This window comes from Sulfitobacter aestuarii, from assembly GCF_042685005.1.
In the GTDB taxonomy this organism is placed as follows: Bacteria; Pseudomonadota; Alphaproteobacteria; order Rhodobacterales; family Rhodobacteraceae; genus Sulfitobacter; species Sulfitobacter aestuarii.
In genome coordinates this window covers 46115-63729 of the sequence record NZ_JBHUMP010000007.1, presented here as the reverse complement: position 1 = coordinate 63729, position 17615 = coordinate 46115, and the positions used below count along the sequence as shown (strand labels likewise).

Genomic DNA, 17615 nt, shown 5'->3' with positions numbered 1-17615 from the left:
GATCAGGAGGCCGGGTTCGGCTTCTGCGCCGGGGCGGATTTGGCGCCCGGGTTCAGCGGATCGTCCTGGCGCTGCACCGAGCCTTCGAAATGCGCGCCGCTCTCGATGGCGATGGTCTTGTGGATGATGTCCCCCTCGACGCGGGCGGTCGAGGTCAGGCGGACCTTGAGCCCGCGCACCCGGCCGACGATACGGCCGTTGATCACCACGTCATCGGCGACCACTTCGCCCTTGATCGTGGCGGATTCGCCGATGGTCAGCAGATGCGCGCGGATGTCGCCCTCCACCGTGCCCTCGACCTGGATATCGCCGGTGGTCTTCATGTTGCCGGTCACGTGCAGATCCGCGGAGAGCACCGAGGCGGGCGGCTTCGCCTTCGGGGCGCTGGCCTTGTAATCGCCCTGACCGCTGCCGGTGGATGTCGCGGCGCTCGAAGGCGCGGTCTGCGGGGCCGTGGAGGTTGCCGAACTGTGCGACGTATCTGCGCCTTTGGAGGCAGGATCGTTGATTTTGCTCTTAGAAAACATCGTTTGCAGCCTTGATATAGATCATGGGGTTAACAGCCTTGCCACCTACACGAACTTCGTAATGGAGATGCACTCCGGTGACCCGTCCAGATGCTCCCATATCACCAATATGCTGCCCGCGCGAGACCCTTTGGCCGACTTTTACCCGGATCCGGGACTGGTGGGCATAGCGGGTCTCTATGCCGAAGTCGTGCTGGATCTTCACCAAACGGCCGTATCCGGAGGACCAGCCGGCATGAGTAACGACCCCGTCCGCCGTGGCATAGAGCGGCGTGCCGGTCCCGGCGGCGAAGTCAACGCCCTTGTGCATGCGCCGCCCGCCGGTCTTGGGGTCGCGGCGGTAGCCGAACTCGCTGGTGAAGCGGAAGGCGGTCTTCACCGGGCTCGCGAAGGGCGCCTTCTGCGCGGCGATGCGGTAGAGGTTGAGCTGGTCCATCTGCCCGAGCAGGCGGTTGGCGCGGGTCGTGTCGGGGGAGGGAACCTCGCCCCGGGTGCTGAAGGACAGCGGCGCCATCGGCCCGCCCTGACCGGAATAGCCGCGCCGCACCGTGTCGAGAATGCGATCCGTCGGCAGGCCGGCCTTGCGGAACATCTTGTCTAGCGGCTTTACCGAAACCGTCATCGCCTCTTCGAGCTGGCGGAAGATCGTGTCGTTCTGATCCTGCATCAGCGCGATCTTGTGGGACAATTCCTCGGCATGGAGCAGGGCGTCCTGGGCATCGGCGATCACCTTGTCGCGCTCCGCCGCGGTCTCGGCCAGCGCCTTGGCCATGAAATCCACCGGCGCGCCGTTCGCAGCCGTCTGCGGCGCGCCGCCGTCGCCGTTCTCCATGGCGCCTTCGAGCTCGGCAAGCTGGGTGCGGGCCGCCTCGCGGTCCTTCATCGTATCGCGCAGGGTGGACTGGATCACCTCGATCCCGGTCTCGAGCTCGCGGCGCCTTGTCTCCGAGGCGAGCAATTCGGACTGCATGACCGAGATCTGCTTCAGCGCCGCATTGAACCGCTCCTGCGCCGCCAGCGCCTCCTCGGCCCGCCCGTCGCGCTGCGCGGAGAGATCGTTGAGCCTTGCCTGATAGGTACGCTGATCGCGCTTGGCCTGTTCGCGGAAATTGCCCGAACCGATCGAGTCCATCAGCACCACCGCGGTGGCGATGATCGCCCAGGACACCAGAAGCGTGCAGCCCGCCGCGACGATCAGCTGGGTAGCCGGACGCAGTCGGATGAAGCGGGTGTCATTGTCGGATTTGAGGAACACGCGGCGTTCGGGAAAGCAATGCTCAAGTATGGCATGGGTCTTGATGGCAAGCCTGGTGCGCACGCGTCTATCCCTCTAACATCCCTCAATAGGCGCGTGGATGCGGTCGCAGCGCCCGTCCCGCAAAGTGCATATATAGTGACTTTGCGCGAGGCAACCCTGTTGAACGGGGGCTGGGCGCCAATCCACCGGTTTGCGGGCCATGAGCAAATATTCGCCTGTTCCAACGACTTGCGTCATGCGGACGGCGGCTCAGTCGCGGAAGTCTTCGCTGAGCGGCCAGTAGAAATCCGGCGGGATCCCCGCCTCGGCGCGTTTCTCCTCGTTAAACGGCGGCTTCAGCGCGCCATGGAAATACTGACGCACCAGCGCGTGGAAACGCTCCTTGGGATCCTCGTCATGGCGTCCGCAGAGGAAGTGGAACCACTTGCTGCCATAGGCCACATGCGACACTTCCTCGGCATAGATCGTCTCCAGCGCGGTGACCGCATCCGCCTCTCTGGCGCGACGGAACACCTCGATCATCCCCGGCGTCACATCGAGCCCGCGTGCCTCGAGCACCATCGGCACCACGGCGAGGCGACCCATCAGATCCGTCGCCGTATCCTCGGCCGCGCGCCACATGCCCGCATGGGCAGGCAGCGCCCCGTAATGGCTTCCAGCCGCTTCAAGACAATCGCACATCAGGTTGAAATGCTTGGATTCTTCATCCGCAGCGCGCACCCAGTCGTCATAAAAGCCCATCGGCAGCCGGGTGTCGCAGAACCGCGCGATGATGTCCCAGTGCAGATCCACCGCGTTGAGTTCGATATGCGCCACCGCATGCAGGAGCGCAATGCGCCCCTCCGGCGTCCCGGGGCGGCGGCGCGGCACGTCGCGCGGGCTCAGCAGGGCCGGGGCCTGCGCGCGCGCGGGATGCATCGGCGGGGCGGCGTGGCCGATCTCGGGGGTTTCCCCGGCCGCCCGTGCCGCCTGCCACTGCGCCGCGAAACGGCGGGACAGGGCGGTTTTCTCGCGGCCATCGGCGCAGCGCAGCACCGCTTCGGCCATCTCGGCCAGCGGCGTCACAGCGCGCGCAGCGCGTCGAGCACCGCCTCCGCATGGCCGGGCACCTTCACCTTGCGCCAGATCTGCGCGATATTGCCGGATGCGTCGATCAGATAGGTGGCGCGCTCGATCCCCATCGACTTGCGGCCATACATGTTTTTCTCGACCCAGACGTCATAGGCCTCCGTCACGGCGCCGTCGGTATCCGATAGCAGCGGCACGGCGAGGTCATGCTTGGCGGCGAATTTCTCGTGCTTGACGATCGAATCGCGCGAAATGCCGAAGACATGCGCGCCCTTGGCCGCGAATTCGGGAAGAAGCTGCGAAAAGGCGATCGACTCCTTCGTGCAGCCCGGCGTGTCGTCGCGCGGATAGAAGAACAGCACCACGGGCGCGCCGCGTAGCGCGCTGAGCGCAACTTCGCCGCCGGTGCTGGCAGGCAGGGTGAAGTCGGGTGCGGGATCGGATATTGCGGGCATGTCTCTCTTTCCATGTTCGGGCGGCGCCCCAGTTTCTATAACGGCCGGGGCGGGCGCAAGGCGCTTGGAAGCACCGGGATGGACTGCCATACTGAGCCGGTATTGCAAGTTGAAATGACCAGTGGCGCGAAAACGACGGTGGCATGACCGAAAACAGCCCTGACCCAGCGGCCGAGGCCGAGCCCGCCGCCGCGTCGTCCCCCGCGCCGGAGCCGGACGCACCGCGAAAGCGCCGACGCCCGAAGCTGCGCCGTGCAGGACTTTGGTCGCTGATTGGCGTGCTGGTGTTCGCAGGCGTGGCGGCGGGAGCCGTGATGCTGATGATCGGCCGCCCGCTCAGCCCGCCCCATTGGCTGCAGCAGCGGATCGAGACGCGGATCGCCACGGCGATGCCCCAGGCACGGGTGAGTTTCGGGGAGATGGTCTTTGTGCTCGACGAGGGCTGGCGGCCCCGCGTGCGCTTGCGGGACGTTGTGCTGCGCAGCCCGGCGGGGGCGGAGATCGTCAGCTTCAACGAGATCCGCGCGAGTTTTGCCTTCGAACCGCTGTTGCGCGGCGAGATCCAGCCGCGGCGGCTGGCGCTGTCGGGGGTTTTCGTGACCCTGCGGCGGGATGCTGAGGGCCGTGTGGCGCTCAGCGCCGGGGCCGGGCCGCGTCCGCCGATGCGCCGGGCCGGAACGGTGCCGGAGTTGATCGGCGGTATCGACGAAGTGCTGCAGCAGCCGAGCCTGCAGGCGCTGCGCAGCGTCGATCTGCAGGCATTGACCCTGCGCTACGAAGATGCCGTCTCGCAGCGCGGCTGGACGATCGACGGCGGGCGGCTGAGCCTGAGCCGGGAGGACGATCACCTGGCGTTGGCGGCGGATCTCGCCCTGCTCGGCGGCGGAGCCGGGGTGGCCTCGCTCAGCGCTAACTACGACAGCCGGATCGGCGAGACGGCGGCGGCGTTCGGCGTGTCCTTTGACGGGGTCGCGGCGCGCGACATCGCGGCACAGAGTCCGGTCTTCGCCTGGCTCGACGTGCTGCGCGCGCCGATCTCGGGCTCGGTGCGCAGCGGGTTGCGGTCCGACGGACGTTTCGCGCCGCTCAATGCCACGTTGCAGATCGGCGCGGGGGTATTGCAGCCCAATGACGGCACCAGGGCGATCCCCTTCGAGGGCGCGCGCAGCTATTTCCGCTATCAGCCGTCGCGGCGGATGCTGCATTTCGACGAATTGTCGCTCGACAGCAAATGGGTCAGCGGGAAGGCCAGCGGCAGCGCCCGGCTCGACGGGATCGGCGAGGGCAGGCTCGACGCCCTGGTCGCGCAGTTCCGGCTCAACGATCTTGTTGCCAATCCCGGTGAGCTCTACCCGGCGCCGGTGGCGCTGTCGGAGGCAGAGATCGACGTGCAGGTGCGGTTCGACCCGTTTCGCGTGGAGCTCGGGCGCCTGCAGATCCGCGATCAGGGGCAGGTGTTGCAGATCGACGGCGCGCTGCGTGCCGAACCGGAGGGCTGGCGCCTGGCGCTCGATGGCGGGCTCGACGGGATCGCGCCGGAACGGCTGCTGGAGCTGTGGCCCGAGGCGCTGAAACCCAAGACCCGGCGCTGGGTGGTGGAGAACGTGCGCGACGGGATGCTGCGCGACATCGACCTGGCGCTGCGCCTCGCCCCCGATCATCCGCCGCAGCCCTACATGGCCTTCGATTTCGAGGCGGCCAGCGTGCGGTTCATGAAGACCATGCCGCTGATCACCGGCGGCCGGGGCCATGCCAGCCTGATTGGGGATCGTTTCGTCGTCGCTGTTGATCAGGGCGAGGTGATCGCGCCGCAGGGCGGGGCGGTGACGCTCGACGGGTCTGCCTTCATCATGCCTGATGTCAAGGTCAAGGACGGCGCCCCGGCGATCGTGCGGCTGCGGACCGACTCGAGCCTGACGGCGGCGCTGGCGCTGCTCAACCGGCCGCCGATGTCGGTGATGGACCGCACCGGCCTGCCGGTCACGCTGGCCGATGGCCGCGCCCGGTTGGAAGGGACGCTGGCCTTCCCCCTGAAGAAAGGCGGCAAGCCCAAGGATGTCGAATATCACGTCACCGGCAATCTGGAGGATCTGAGCAGCGACCGGCTGGTCAAGGGGCGCGATCTGCGCGCGGCCGAGCTCGAACTGACGGCCGACAACACGCAGGTCAGCATCGGCGGCAAGGCGCGACTCGACGGCGTGCCCTTCGAGGGGGCATGGGCGCAGGCGATCGGGCCGGGCTCGGACCGCAGCAGCCTGCAGGGCAGTATCGCGCTGAGCCCGCAGACGCTCGATGCCTTCGATATCGCGCTGCCGCCGGGCACGCTGTCGGGACGCGGCAGCGGAACGATCCGGGTCGATCTGCACAAGGGCAACCCGCCGCGTTTCTCGCTCGAGTCCGATCTCACCGGCCTGCGTCTCGCGGTGCCGCAGCTCGCCTGGGTCAAACCGGCGGCGCAGTCGGGCAGGCTTTCGCTCTCCGGCACACTGGGTGCGGTGCCGCAGGTCGAGAAACTGGAGATCGCCGGGGCCGGGCTGAGTGCGAAAGGCGCCATCAGCCTGACCGAGGCCGGTTCGCTGGAGCGGCTGCGCTTCGAGAGGGTGGCGCTCGACGGCTGGCTCGATGTGCCGGTCGATCTCATTGGACAGGGCAAGGGGCGCCCCGTGCAGGTGGCGCTGCGCGGCGGCACGCTCGACATGCGGCGCGCGAAATTCGGCAAGAGCCCGACGCGCGGTCCGCCCGGCCCGCCGCTGCTGCTGTCGCTGGCGCGGTTGCAGATCACCGACAAGATCGCGCTGACGCAGATGCAGGGCAGCTTCGCCACGCAGGGCGGGCTCGATGGCAGTTTCACCGCGCGGCTCAACGGTGGCGCGCCGGTAGAAGGCCGGGTGATTCCGCAGAACGGGCGCAGCGCGGTGCGGCTGCTGAGCCCCGATGCGGGCGCGGTGCTGCGCTCGGCGGGGCTGGCCGAGCAGGTGGTGGGCGGCGCGCTGGAGCTGACCCTGCTGCCGGTCGGCAGCGGCGGCGCCTTTGACGGGCAGCTCGCGATCAGCGACGTGCGGATCCGGAACGCTCCGGCGATGGCGGCGCTGCTTAACGCGGTGTCGGTGGTCGGGCTGATCAACGAGCTCAACGGCGACGGGATCTATTTCGACGAGGTGGAGGCCGATTTCCGCCTCACCCCGGCACAGATCACCCTCAGCAAGGCCAGCGCCATCGGTGCCTCGATGGGGATTTCCATGGACGGGATCTATGCGCTCGAATCCGGGCTCATCGACATGCAGGGCGTGGTCTCGCCGGTCTATATGCTCAACAGTATCGGCTCCTTCCTGACCCGCAAGGGCGAAGGGCTGATCGGGTTCAACTACAATCTCGGCGGCAGCGCGGCGGCGCCGCAGGTGTCGGTCAATCCGCTCTCGGCGCTGACGCCGGGGATGTTTCGCGAGATCTTCCGCGCCCCGCCGCCCGAGCTGCCCCCCGTCGAAGGCGCGGCACAGCGCCCGCGCGACCCGGCGCCGCAGCCGCGGCCGCGACATGTGCCCGCCCACCGGGATAATACGGTTGCCGGACCCTACGGAGGGCGCTAAGCGCTCTGCCATGAAACTTTCGGATTTTGACTTCGACCTGCCCGAAACCCTGATCGCGACGCGCCCCGCCGTGCCGCGCTCCTCGGCGCGGCTGCTGGTGGCGGCGGAGGGGGCGATCCATGATCGTCAGGTCACCGATCTGCCGGACTGGCTGGAGCCGGGCGATCTGCTGGTGCTCAACGATACGAAGGTGATCCCGGCGCGGCTGAGCGGGCTGCGCAGCCGGGATTCCGCGCAAGGGAAGGTGCAGGCGAAGATCGAGGCGACCCTGCTCGAGCCCCGCGGCGACGGCACCTGGGCCGCGCTGATCAAACCGCTGCGCAAGCTCCGGCCCGGTGAGGAGGTCATTTTCAGCGAGGATCTGCGCGCGACGCTCGAACGGGTCGAGGAGGGGCAGGGGCATCTGCGCTTCAATTGCAGCGGCGATGATTTCGACGCCGCGCTGAACGCCGCCGGAGCGATGCCGCTGCCGCCCTATATCGCCGCCAAACGCGCGGCCGATGCGCAGGACATGACCGATTACCAGACCGTCTTCGCGCGTCATTCCGGTGCCGTCGCGGCGCCCACCGCCTCGCTGCATTTCGATGCGCCGCTGCTGACCGCGCTGGCCGCCAAGGGCGTTGAATTCGCCCATGTCACGCTGCATGTCGGTGCCGGGACGTTCCTGCCGGTCAAGGTCGATGACATCAGCGAACACAAGATGCATGCCGAATGGGGCCAGGTCAGCGCCGCCGCGGCAGAGAAGATCGCCGCGACGAAGGCAGCGGGCGGCCGGGTGATCCCGGTCGGCACCACGGCGCTGCGGCTGATCGAGACGGCGGCGCGCGGGGGCGAGATCGCGCCCTGGGAAGGCGATACGGATATTTTCATCACCCCGGGGTTCACCTTCAACATTACCGATGCGCTGATGACCAATTTCCACCTGCCGCGCTCGACGCTGATGATGCTGGTTTCCGCGCTGCTCGGCGTGGCGGAGGTGCGGCGCATCTATGATCATGCAATCGCTGAAGAATATCGCTTTTTCTCCTATGGCGATGCATCGCTCTTGATTCCGCGGCCCTGAAGGTCGGCGGGAACGACCGACTTAATGTCGCTTTGGGGGCTGACGCGGGGCGGCAACATCGTCAGTGAGGGGTCAGAAGGCTAAGGGGATTCGGTTTATGTTACAGGTGCTATCCAGCGCATGGGCGCTTTTGCTGGGCATGTGCCTGCTGATGGTCGGTAACGGCATGCAGGGCACGCTGCTCGGTATTCGCGGCGGAATCGAGGATTTCTCGACCTTTCAGATGTCGGTGGTCATGTCGGCCTATTTCCTCGGCTTCCTCGGCGGCTCGCGCATGGCGCCGGGGATGATCCGTCGGGTCGGTCACGTGCGGGTTTTCGCGGCGCTGGCCTCGCTGATCTCGGCGGTGATGATCATCTATCCGACCTTTCCCAACACCATCGTCTGGTCGCTGGGCCGGGTGTTGATCGGCTTCTGTTTCTCCGCCGTCTATGTCACCGCGGAAAGCTGGCTCAACAACGCCGCCACCAACGAGAACCGCGGCCAGGCGCTGTCGCTCTACATGATCGTGCAGACCCTCGGCATCGTCATTGCCCAGGCGCTGCTGCTGACCGCCGATCCCTCCGGCTTCGTGCTCTTCGTGATCCCCTCGGTGCTGGTCTCCATCGCGGTGACCCCGATCCTGCTGTCGATCAGCCCGACTCCGGCCTTTGACACGACAAAGCCGATGAGCCTGCGCGAACTGGCCGGATATTCTCCTCTGGGTTGTGTCGGCATGTTTCTGCTCGGCGGCGTCTTCTCCGCGCAATTCGGCATGGCTTCGGTCTACGGTGCCGAGGCGGGGCTCAGCGTGGCGCAGATTTCGACCTTCGTGGCGATGTTTTTCGTCGGCGCCGTGATCTTGCAATATCCGATCGGCTACATCTCCGACCGGATGGACCGGCGTGCCCTGATCGTGATGGTCTCGCTGGTCGGGGCCGGGGGCTCCGTGCTCGGCATGATGCTCGGTCATGTCTTCCCGATCCTGCTGGTCTCGGCCTTCGTGGTGGGCGGCATGTCAAACCCGCTCTACTCGCTGCTGATCGCCCATACCAATGACTTCCTGCAACATGAGGATATGGCGGCTGCCTCCGGCGGGATGATATTTATCAATGGCTTGGGCGCCATCCTCGGCCCGATCATCACCGGCTGGCTGATGGGAACAGCGTTGGGGCCCGGCGCGTTCTACTTGTTCACGGCGCTGCTCTTCGTGCTGTTGGCTGCCTATGCCGCCTACCGCGCGACCCAGCGTGCCGCGGTGCCCGTGGAGGAGACCGGCAATTACGTGCCGATCTATGCCTCCGCCACAGCGGTTGCCGTGGAGATTGCGCAGGAATACGCGATCGAGACCGAACAGGAGGGGGAAAGCAACCAATGATAACGTTAACAATGTCGGCGATGTTGCAATTCGTGACTATGAAACCAGCTGGAATAAGCGTTAAGCTATAATGACTTGACCAAAGCGTCAGAGGAGTGCGCAAAATGGTGAGCCCCGAGGAAGTGCTTGAATTCTGGCTGGACGATGTCGGTCCGAAGGGGTGGTACGATTCAAGTGCCGCATTGGACAAGCGCGTCCGGGAGAAATTCGAGGAGAGCTGGAACGCGGCCTGTGAAGGAAAGTTCTCCCTCTGGTTGACCTATCCGAGCGGCGCGCTGGCCTATATCATCCTCATGGACCAGTTTCCGCGCAACATGTTCCGAGGGCAGGGCAAGGCGTTTCACAGCGATCACATCGCGCTCGCTGCCGCGAAATCCGCCATCGAGAAGGGCTGGGACCTGCGCATCGACGAACCCGCGCGGCAGTTCTTCTACCTGCCGCTCATGCATTCGGAGAACCTCTGCGATCAAGATCGCTGCGTGCGGCTGATCGTCGAGCGGATGCACAGCGGCCGCGAGAGCAATCTCGTCCATGCCCGCGCCCATCGCGCGGTGATCCGTCAATTCGGCCGCTTCCCCTACCGCAACGAGGCGCTCAATCGGCCGTTCACGGCGCTGGAGCGCGACTATATCGCCTCCGGCGGCTATGGCATGACCCTGCGCCAGCTGCGTGCCAAGGAAGCTGCCTGAGCGGCTTCCTGCGGGTGATGATCTCGCGGTTGTGGTGCGCGCGAATATAGTTTAACGGTAAACTATATTTGCGTCCCACTGAGCGAGGTTCCCCATATGGCTGCGAAATCCTTTGATCTTGTCGTGATCGGCGCCGGGCCCGGCGGCTATGTCGCGGCCATCCGGGGCGCGCAGCTCGGTATGAAGGTGGCGATCGTCGAGCGCGAGCATCTCGGCGGCATCTGTCTCAACTGGGGCTGTATCCCGACCAAGGCGCTGCTGCGCTCTTCGGAGGTTTTTCATCTGATGCACCGGGCCAAGGAATTCGGGCTGAAAGCGGAGGGCATCGACTATGATCTCGAGGCGGTGGTGAAACGCTCGCGCAAAGTGGCGGGGCAGCTTTCGGGCGGAATCGGCCATCTGATGAAGAAGAACAAGATCGAAGTGTTCATGGGCGCCGCGACCCTGCCCGGCAAAGGCAAGGTCAGCATCAAGACCGACAAGGGCAGCGAAGAACTGAGCGCCAGGAACATCGTGCTCGCCACCGGCGCGCGGGCGCGCGAATTGCCGGGGCTTGAGGCCGATGGCAAACAGGTCTGGACCTATAAACACGCGCTGCAGCCGCCGCATATGCCCAAGAAGCTGCTGGTCATCGGCTCCGGCGCCATCGGCATCGAATTCGCCAGTTTCTACAACACGCTCGGCGCCGATACGACGGTGGTTGAGGTGATGGACCGGGTGCTGCCGGTGGAGGACGCCGAGATTTCGGCCTTCGCCAAGAAGGCGTTCGAGAAACAGGGCATGAAGATCATGCAAAAGGCCATGGTCAAACAGCTCGACCGGGGCAAGGGCACGGTCACCGCGCATATCGAGATCGGCGGCAAGATCGAGAAACACGAATTCGATACGGTGATTTCGGCGGTCGGCATCGTCGGCAATGTCGAAGGGCTGGGGCTCGAGGAGCTCGGCGTCAAGGTGGACCGGACCCATGTGGTGACGGATGAATATTGCCGCACCGGCGTCGAGGGGCTCTATGCCATCGGTGACATCGCCGGCGCGCCCTGGCTGGCGCATAAGGCGAGCCACGAAGGGGTGATGGTGGCCGAGCTGATCGCCGGGAAACATCCGCATCCGGTCAAGCCGGAGAGCATCGCGGGCTGCACCTATTGTCATCCGCAGGTCGCTTCGGTCGGCTATTCGGAGGCCAAGGCAAAGGAGCTCGGCTATGAGGTCAAGGTCGGCAAGTTCCCCTTCATCGGCAACGGCAAAGCGATCGCGCTCGGCGAGCAGGAGGGGCTGGTCAAGACCGTGTTCGACGCCAAGACCGGCGAGCTGCTCGGCGCCCATATGATCGGGGCGGAAGTGACCGAGCTGATCCAGGGCTATGTGGTCGGGCGGCAGCTCGAAACCACCGAAGAAGACCTGATGAACACCGTCTTCCCGCATCCGACCCTGAGCGAGATGATGCATGAATCGGTGCTCGACGCCTATGGCCGCGTGATCCACATGTGACCCCGCACGGGCGGTTGAATGCCGCCCGCCTGTCGCGCCTTTAAAATGTTCCATTTGTGTTCCTGCCGGGGTTGGAGAAGCCCCGGCCATGCACTATCTGTAAGGCTTCGATCCGTGGGGGATATATGGCCGAGCTGAAGAACATCGAAGTGCGCGGCGCGCGCGAGCACAATCTCAAGAACATCGACGTGGATATCCCGCGCGACCGGTTGGTGGTGATCACCGGGCTTTCGGGCTCGGGCAAGTCGAGCCTGGCATTCGACACGATCTATGCCGAAGGCCAGCGCCGCTATGTCGAATCGCTCTCGGCCTATGCGCGCCAGTTCCTCGACATGATGCAGAAACCCGATGTCGATCACATCAGCGGGCTCTCCCCGGCGATTTCCATCGAGCAGAAGACCACCTCGAAGAACCCGCGCTCGACCGTCGGCACGGTGACCGAGATCTACGACTACATGCGTCTGCTTTTCGCGCGGGTCGGCACGCCCTATTCCCCCGCCACCGGCAAGCCCATCGAGGCACAGCAGGTGCAGGATATGGTGGACCGGATCATGGCGATGGAGGAGGGCACCCGCGCCTATCTGCTGGCGCCCATCGTGCGCGACCGCAAAGGTGAGTACCGCAAGGAATTCCTCGAGCTGCGCAAATCCGGCTTTCAGCGGGTCAAGGTCAACGGCGAGTTCCACGAGCTGGATGAGCCGCCGACGCTGGACAAGAAATTCCGCCATGACATCGACGTCGTGGTGGACCGGCTGGTGGTGCGCGAGGGGCTGGAGACGCGGCTGGCTGACAGCCTGCGCACCGCGCTCGATCTGGCCGACGGCATTGCCATTCTCGAATCAGCGCCGAGCGAGGGCGAGCCGGAGCGGCATACATTTTCCGAGAAATTCGCCTGCCCGGTCAGCGGTTTCACCATTCCCGAGATCGAGCCGCGGCTGTTCTCCTTCAACGCGCCTTTCGGGGCCTGTCCCTCCTGCGACGGTCTCGGGGTCGAGTTGTTCTTCGACGAGCGACTGGTGGTGCCGGACCAGAACCTGAAGATCTACGACGGCGCGCTGGCACCGTGGCGGAAGGGCAAGTCGCCCTATTTCAAACAGACGATCGAGGCGATTGCCAAGCACTACCAGTTCAATCAGCAGACCCGCTGGAAGGACCTGCCCGAGAAGGTGCAGCAGGTCTTCCTCTATGGCTCCGGCAAGGAAGAGATCAAGTTCCGCTATGACGAGGGCGGCCGGGTCTATGAGGTGAGCCGGGTTTTCGAAGGCGTCATTCCAAATATGGAGCGGCGCTACCGCGAGACCGACAGCAACTGGGTCCGCGAGGAATTCGAGCGCTATCAGAATAACCGCCCTTGCGGCACCTGCAACGGCTATCGTCTGCGCCCCGAGGCGCTGGCGGTGAAGATCGCCGGGCTGCATGTGGGTGAGGTAGTGCAGATGTCGATCCGCGAGGCGCATGATTGGTGCGTCAGCGTGCCGGAACATCTGAGCCAGCAGAAGAACGAGATCGGCAAGGCCATTCTGAAGGAGATCCGAGAGCGGCTCGGTTTTCTGAATAACGTGGGGTTGGAATACCTTACGCTGTCACGTTCATCCGGTACATTAAGCGGCGGCGAGAGCCAGCGCATCCGTCTGGCCAGCCAGATCGGCTCCGGTCTGACCGGAGTGCTTTACGTGCTCGACGAGCCCTCCATCGGGTTGCACCAGCGTGACAACGACCGCTTGCTGCTGACGCTGAAGAACCTGCGCGATCAGGGCAATACGGTGATCGTGGTCGAGCATGACGAAGAGGCGATCCGCGAGGCGGATTACGTCTTTGACATCGGCCCCGGTGCTGGGGTGCATGGCGGGCAGGTGGTGAGCCACGGAACGCCTGGCGAAGTCGCGGCGGATGTCAATTCGATCACCGGTCAATATCTGACCGGCGCGCGGGAGATCGCGGTGCCCGCCACGCGGCGCAAGGGCAACAGGAAGAAACTCAAGGTGGTCAAGGCCACCGGCAACAACCTCAAGAACGTCACTGCGGAATTCCCGCTCGGCAAGTTCGTCTGCGTCACCGGCGTGTCGGGGGGCGGCAAGTCGACGCTGACCATCGAAACGCTGTTCAAGACCGCCTCGATGAACCTCAACGGCGCGCGCCAGACCCCGGCGCCCTGCGAGACCATCAAGGGGCTGGAGCATCTCGACAAGGTGATCGACATCGATCAGCGCCCCATCGGGCGCACGCCGCGGTCGAATCCGGCGACTTACACCGGTGCCTTCACCCCGATCCGCGACTGGTTCGCCGGGCTGCCGGAGGCCAAGGCGCGCGGCTACAAGCCGGGGCGCTTCTCCTTCAACGTCAAGGGCGGGCGCTGCGAGGCCTGTCAGGGCGACGGGGTCATCAAGATCGAGATGCACTTCCTGCCGGATGTCTATGTCGAATGCGAAACCTGCAAGGGCGCGCGCTACAACCGCGAGACGCTCGAGATCAAGTTCAAGGGTAAGTCCATCGCGGATGTGCTCGACATGACGGTGGAGGATGCGCAGACCTTCTTCGCCGCGGTGCCGAGCATCCGCGAGAAAATGGATGCGCTGATGCGGGTCGGACTGGGCTATATCAAGGTCGGCCAGCAGGCGACGACGCTTTCGGGCGGTGAGGCACAGCGCGTGAAGCTTTCGAAAGAGCTCAGCAAACGCTCGACCGGGCGCACGCTCTATATCCTCGACGAGCCGACCACGGGTCTGCATTTCGAGGATGTGCGCAAGCTGCTGGAAGTGCTGCACGAGCTGGTCGATCAGGGCAATTCGGTGGTGGTGATCGAACATAACCTCGACGTGGTGAAGACCGCGGATCATATCATCGACATCGGTCCCGAGGGCGGCGATGGCGGGGGTATGGTGGTGGCGACCGGCACACCCGAAGAGGTGGCGGAGGTCGCCGAGAGCTACACTGGTCACTATCTCAAGCCGATGCTCACCAAGAAACGCGAGAAGGTCGCGGCGGAATGACGAAGGGCGCCCTGCGCGGCGCCCTTTCATTTATGCCGTTTGCAAGCGCGATCAGAAAACCGCGCGGGCCATGCGGATCAGCTGCAGGGTCTCGAAGGCGCTGTCGGCCAGGGTCACCAATTCGCCATTGATCACCGCATAATTATAGCCTGGTTCGAGTTCCGGCAGGCGGTAGGTCTGGCGCAATTCCTGCTGGGTCAGGGCCGCGGTCGGCGCGATGCGCAGATCGCCCGGAAGGGTATCGACCCGCGCCAGATCATTGATCCGCAGCAACGAGCTGTAATCCTCGTCGCTCAGCAACACCGGCTGGCCGTCGATCAATGCATAGCGCTTGCCCGCGGGGGCCGAGCGCAGGTCATAGAGATCCGCGATCTGGCTCGAACTGAGCAGCAGCACATCATCTTCGGGAGTGACCGCATCGTCGCGATACTGACGGCTTTCCTCGCGCAGGAGCCGATCAATCTCCTCATCGTCATAGGACACCCATTGCTCATATGTCACGCCCTTGTCGGCAAGGCCGGGGGGGACGCAGGGCGGATCCTTCTTGGCCAGCCCGGGCGGGCAATTGCGATAGGTCAGCAGCCGCTCTTCCGGCACATCGGCAAAGATCACCTCCTTGCCAAGCAGGGCCAGCGGCACGGCGGCGAGCAGGGCGGTCATATCGCGCTTTTCGGGGGCCGGGACGTTCAGGATCGTCTCGGCACGTTCCTGTCGCTGCTCCGGCGTATCCCAGCTCTTGCGGCGCTCCTTGGCGCGTTTCTCGGCGTGTTTGTTCGCCTTTTTGATATCCTTCCCGCGTTCCTCGGCCGCCTTCTTCAGCTCCTTGTGGCGCTTCTTTTCGGCCTTCTCACGCTGCTTGCGAATGTCCTTACGCTTCTTCTCGGCATTCTTGTGCGCCTTCTTTTCAGCCTTCTTGTGGCCCTTGCCCTCCTTGCCCTCCTTGACCTGCACCAACGGCAAGTCGGCCCCCAGCGCCGCCGTGAGCGCGTAAGGCGAGGTCTGGGGCAGGGATGTGGCGGCCTGTACTTGCGGGGTCAGCATGCCGATGAACATGGTGGCAAGGGCGACATTACGATATTTCACTTGGAACTCCCGATTGGCAGGGGTGCCGCAGAATTCTGCACCCCGATAACGCGTCCGGGGCGCAGCACCCGGACCTTTCCATTGGAACACCGGGCGCCCGGGCCGGGTTCCACGGCGCGATCAACCGTCGCGGCCGCGTTTCTCGAACCGGGGCAGCATGGCGGAGAAATCCATGCCCTTGCCGTCTTCCTCCTCGACGAAGCGCGCATAGAGCGCCTGTGCCAGCGCGCCCATCGGCGTGTCGGCATCGGCAAGCGCCGCCGCCTGCTGTGACAGGCCGAGATCCTTCAGCATCAGCTCGGCGGCGAAACCGGGCTTGTAGTCATTGTCGGCAGGTGATTGCGGTCCGACACCGGGTGCGGGGCAATAGGCGTTCATCGACCAGGAATAGCCCGAGGAGGTCGAAACCACGTCGAACATTTTCTGCCGGTCGAGCCCGAGCTTGTCGGCCAGCGCAAAGGCCTCGCAGGTGGCGATCATGGTGACCCCGAGGATCATGTTGTTACAGATCTTCGCGGCCTGACCGGCACCGGGAGCGCCGCAATGCACGGCCTTCTGCCCCATGATGTCAAACAGCGGTTCCGCGCGGGCAAAGGCCGCGTCGGAGCCACCCGCCATGAAGGTCAACGTTCCCGCCGCCGCGCCGCCGATGCCGCCCGAGACCGGCGCATCCACAGCGAGGATCCCCGCCTTCTGCGCCGCATCGGCCGTCTCGCGGGCGCTTTCCACATCGACGGTCGAGCAATCGATGAACAGGCTGCCCTCCGACATATGCGGAATCAGCTTCGCCGCGACCTTGCGCAGGATGGCACCGTTCGGCAGCATGGTGATCACCACATCGGCGCCCGCTGCCGCCGTGGCGATATCGGCGACCTGTTCGACGCCCTCGGCGCTGGTCCCGGCGACGTCATAGCCGCGCAGCCTGTGTCCCGCCTTGGCCAGGTTTGCCGCCATCGGCGCGCCCATGTTGCCCAGACCGATGAAGCCGATTGTCAGTTCACCCATGCTCATTCCTCCAAGTTCAATTCATTCTCGCCGAGATCGGCCAGCATCGCCGCGACGGCGGCGTCCGGCACATTGCCATCGCCATATTGCCAGCGCGGCTGGCGGTCCTTGTCGATGATCGCGGCGCGGATCCCTTCGAGGAAATCGCCCTGCGCCTGCGCCCGCCAGGTGAAGCGATATTCAAGCGCCAGCGCCGCGCGCATATCCGGCCCCCCGGCCCGCAGACGCGCAAGCATCTCCAGCGCGCAGGCCTGCGACAGCGGCGCGCCGCGTTCGAAGAGATTCAGCGTCTCGGCGGCGAAATCGCCGTCGGCCTCCTCCAGCCGCGCATGGATCTGCGCGCGCGATCCGGGCGCGAACCAGGCATCGATCTGTGCCTGCCGCGCGGCCAGACCGGCCTCCGGCGCAGGCCCCGCCGCCGCATCCAGCAATGCAACATCGCCGGTCTGTTCCAGCGCCGCAATCAGCCCCGGCCATTCCGCCTCGGGCATGAACATGTCGGCAAACCCGGCACGGATCGCATCGCCTGCCGCCATCCGCGCCCCGGTGGTGCCAAGATATTCCCCGAGCCGCCCCGGCGCCCCGGCCAGCAGCCGCGATCCACCGACATCCGGCACCAGCCCGATACCGCATTCCGGCATGGCGATCCGGCTGCTTTCGCCGACTACCCGGTGCGAGCCGTGACAGCCAATGCCGACACCGCCGCCCATGGTGAACCCCTGCAGGAAGGAGACCACCGGCTTGTCATAGCTGTAGAGCTTGTGGTTCAGCCGGTATTCATCGGCCCAGAACCGCTGGCCATAGGCATGATCACCGGCCCTGCCGCGCGCGTAGAGCTCGGCAATGTCACCGCCCGAACAGAAGGCCCGCTCCCCGGCGGCATCGAGCATCACCAGCGCGACGCGTCCATCCTCACGCCAGCCCTCGATCGCCGCTTCGATGGCCAGACACATCTCATAGGTGAGCGCATTCAGCGCCTGTGGCCGGGTCAGGGTGATCCGCCCGGCGCGCCCGGTGACGCGGATATCGATATCGCTCATCC

The 17615-nt window shown here is 65.1% G+C and carries 13 protein-coding genes; 6 read left to right on the top strand and 7 right to left on the bottom strand.

Annotated features, from left to right (window positions below):
• Positions 1-2 precede the first annotated feature (2 nt).
• The 4 genes from ACFSUD_RS09780 to ACFSUD_RS09765 all read right to left on the bottom strand — a co-directional run bounded on the left by ACFSUD_RS09780 (position 3) and on the right by ACFSUD_RS09765 (position 3308).
• Entirely contained in the window at positions 3-527 is a 525-nt protein-coding gene (locus tag ACFSUD_RS09780) for a bactofilin family protein (RefSeq protein WP_386373874.1), read from the bottom strand.
• On the bottom strand, positions 517-1845 hold the full coding sequence (locus ACFSUD_RS09775) for a DUF5930 domain-containing protein (protein WP_386373872.1): 1329 nt from the start codon (positions 1843-1845) through the stop codon (positions 517-519). The genes ACFSUD_RS09780 and ACFSUD_RS09775 overlap by 11 nt, the downstream gene beginning before the upstream one ends.
• 189 nt (positions 1846-2034) lie before the next feature.
• Complete coding sequence (locus tag ACFSUD_RS09770; protein WP_386373870.1) at positions 2035-2850, bottom strand: ferritin-like domain-containing protein; 816 nt, start codon at positions 2848-2850, stop codon at positions 2035-2037.
• Complete coding sequence (locus ACFSUD_RS09765; RefSeq protein WP_386373868.1) at positions 2847-3308, bottom strand: peroxiredoxin; 462 nt, start codon at positions 3306-3308, stop codon at positions 2847-2849. Before ACFSUD_RS09765 ends, ACFSUD_RS09770 begins: the two co-directional genes overlap by 4 nt.
• A gap of 143 nt (positions 3309-3451) precedes the next feature.
• Here ACFSUD_RS09765 and ACFSUD_RS09760 point away from each other — a divergent pair, with 143 nt between their 5' ends.
• The 6 genes from ACFSUD_RS09760 (at position 3452) to uvrA (ending at position 14485) form a co-directional block, all read left to right on the top strand.
• Entirely contained in the window at positions 3452-6895 is a 3444-nt protein-coding gene (locus ACFSUD_RS09760) for a YhdP family protein (protein ID WP_386373866.1), read from the top strand.
• 10 nt (positions 6896-6905) lie between these two features.
• Positions 6906-7958, top strand: a complete 1053-nt coding sequence (gene queA, locus ACFSUD_RS09755; protein ID WP_386373864.1) for a tRNA preQ1(34) S-adenosylmethionine ribosyltransferase-isomerase QueA — start codon at positions 6906-6908, stop codon at positions 7956-7958.
• Between the two features lie 97 nt (positions 7959-8055).
• A complete protein-coding gene (locus ACFSUD_RS09750) occupies positions 8056-9315 on the top strand; it encodes an MFS transporter (protein ID WP_386373862.1) in 1260 nt (419 codons plus the stop codon).
• A gap of 104 nt (positions 9316-9419) precedes the next feature.
• Positions 9420-10004 carry a DUF924 family protein gene (locus tag ACFSUD_RS09745; RefSeq protein ID WP_386373860.1) on the top strand — a complete coding sequence of 195 codons (585 nt, stop codon included), beginning with the start codon at positions 9420-9422 and terminating at the stop codon, positions 10002-10004.
• A gap of 96 nt (positions 10005-10100) precedes the next feature.
• On the top strand, positions 10101-11495 hold the full coding sequence (lpdA, locus tag ACFSUD_RS09740) for a dihydrolipoyl dehydrogenase (RefSeq protein WP_386373858.1): 1395 nt from the start codon (positions 10101-10103) through the stop codon (positions 11493-11495).
• Between the two features lie 125 nt (positions 11496-11620).
• Positions 11621-14485 (top strand): excinuclease ABC subunit UvrA, encoded by a 2865-nt coding sequence (uvrA, locus tag ACFSUD_RS09735; protein ID WP_386373856.1) that lies wholly within the window; start codon positions 11621-11623, stop codon positions 14483-14485.
• A 51-nt stretch (positions 14486-14536) separates the two neighbouring features.
• Here uvrA and ACFSUD_RS09730 read toward each other — a convergent pair whose 3' ends face one another.
• The 3 genes from ACFSUD_RS09730 to ACFSUD_RS09720 all read right to left on the bottom strand — a co-directional run bounded on the left by ACFSUD_RS09730 (position 14537) and on the right by ACFSUD_RS09720 (position 17613).
• Complete coding sequence (locus ACFSUD_RS09730; protein ID WP_386373854.1) at positions 14537-15568, bottom strand: transketolase; 1032 nt, start codon at positions 15566-15568, stop codon at positions 14537-14539.
• A 120-nt stretch (positions 15569-15688) separates the two neighbouring features.
• A complete protein-coding gene (gene mmsB / locus ACFSUD_RS09725) occupies positions 15689-16573 on the bottom strand; it encodes a 3-hydroxyisobutyrate dehydrogenase (RefSeq protein ID WP_386373852.1) in 885 nt (294 codons plus the stop codon).
• Positions 16574-16575: 2 nt separating this feature from the next.
• Positions 16576-17613 (bottom strand): enoyl-CoA hydratase/isomerase family protein, encoded by a 1038-nt coding sequence (locus tag ACFSUD_RS09720; protein ID WP_386373851.1) that lies wholly within the window; start codon positions 17611-17613, stop codon positions 16576-16578.
• Positions 17614-17615 lie beyond the last annotated feature (2 nt).

Coding starts and splice junctions, on each gene's coding strand:
- ACFSUD_RS09780 (WP_386373874.1), bottom strand. CDS start 527: ATGTTTTCTAAGAGCAAAATCAACGATCCTGCCTCCAAAGGCGCAGAT.
- ACFSUD_RS09745 (WP_386373860.1), top strand. CDS start 9,420: ATGGTGAGCCCCGAGGAAGTGCTTGAATTCTGGCTGGACGATGTCGGT.
- ACFSUD_RS09765 (WP_386373868.1), bottom strand. CDS start 3,308: ATGCCCGCAATATCCGATCCCGCACCCGACTTCACCCTGCCTGCCAGC.
- ACFSUD_RS09720 (WP_386373851.1), bottom strand. CDS start 17,613: ATGAGCGATATCGATATCCGCGTCACCGGGCGCGCCGGGCGGATCACC.
- lpdA (WP_386373858.1), top strand. CDS start 10,101: ATGGCTGCGAAATCCTTTGATCTTGTCGTGATCGGCGCCGGGCCCGGC.
- mmsB (WP_386373852.1), bottom strand. CDS start 16,573: ATGGGTGAACTGACAATCGGCTTCATCGGTCTGGGCAACATGGGCGCG.
- ACFSUD_RS09750 (WP_386373862.1), top strand. CDS start 8,056: ATGTTACAGGTGCTATCCAGCGCATGGGCGCTTTTGCTGGGCATGTGC.
- ACFSUD_RS09760 (WP_386373866.1), top strand. CDS start 3,452: ATGACCGAAAACAGCCCTGACCCAGCGGCCGAGGCCGAGCCCGCCGCC.
- queA (WP_386373864.1), top strand. CDS start 6,906: ATGAAACTTTCGGATTTTGACTTCGACCTGCCCGAAACCCTGATCGCG.
- uvrA (WP_386373856.1), top strand. CDS start 11,621: ATGGCCGAGCTGAAGAACATCGAAGTGCGCGGCGCGCGCGAGCACAAT.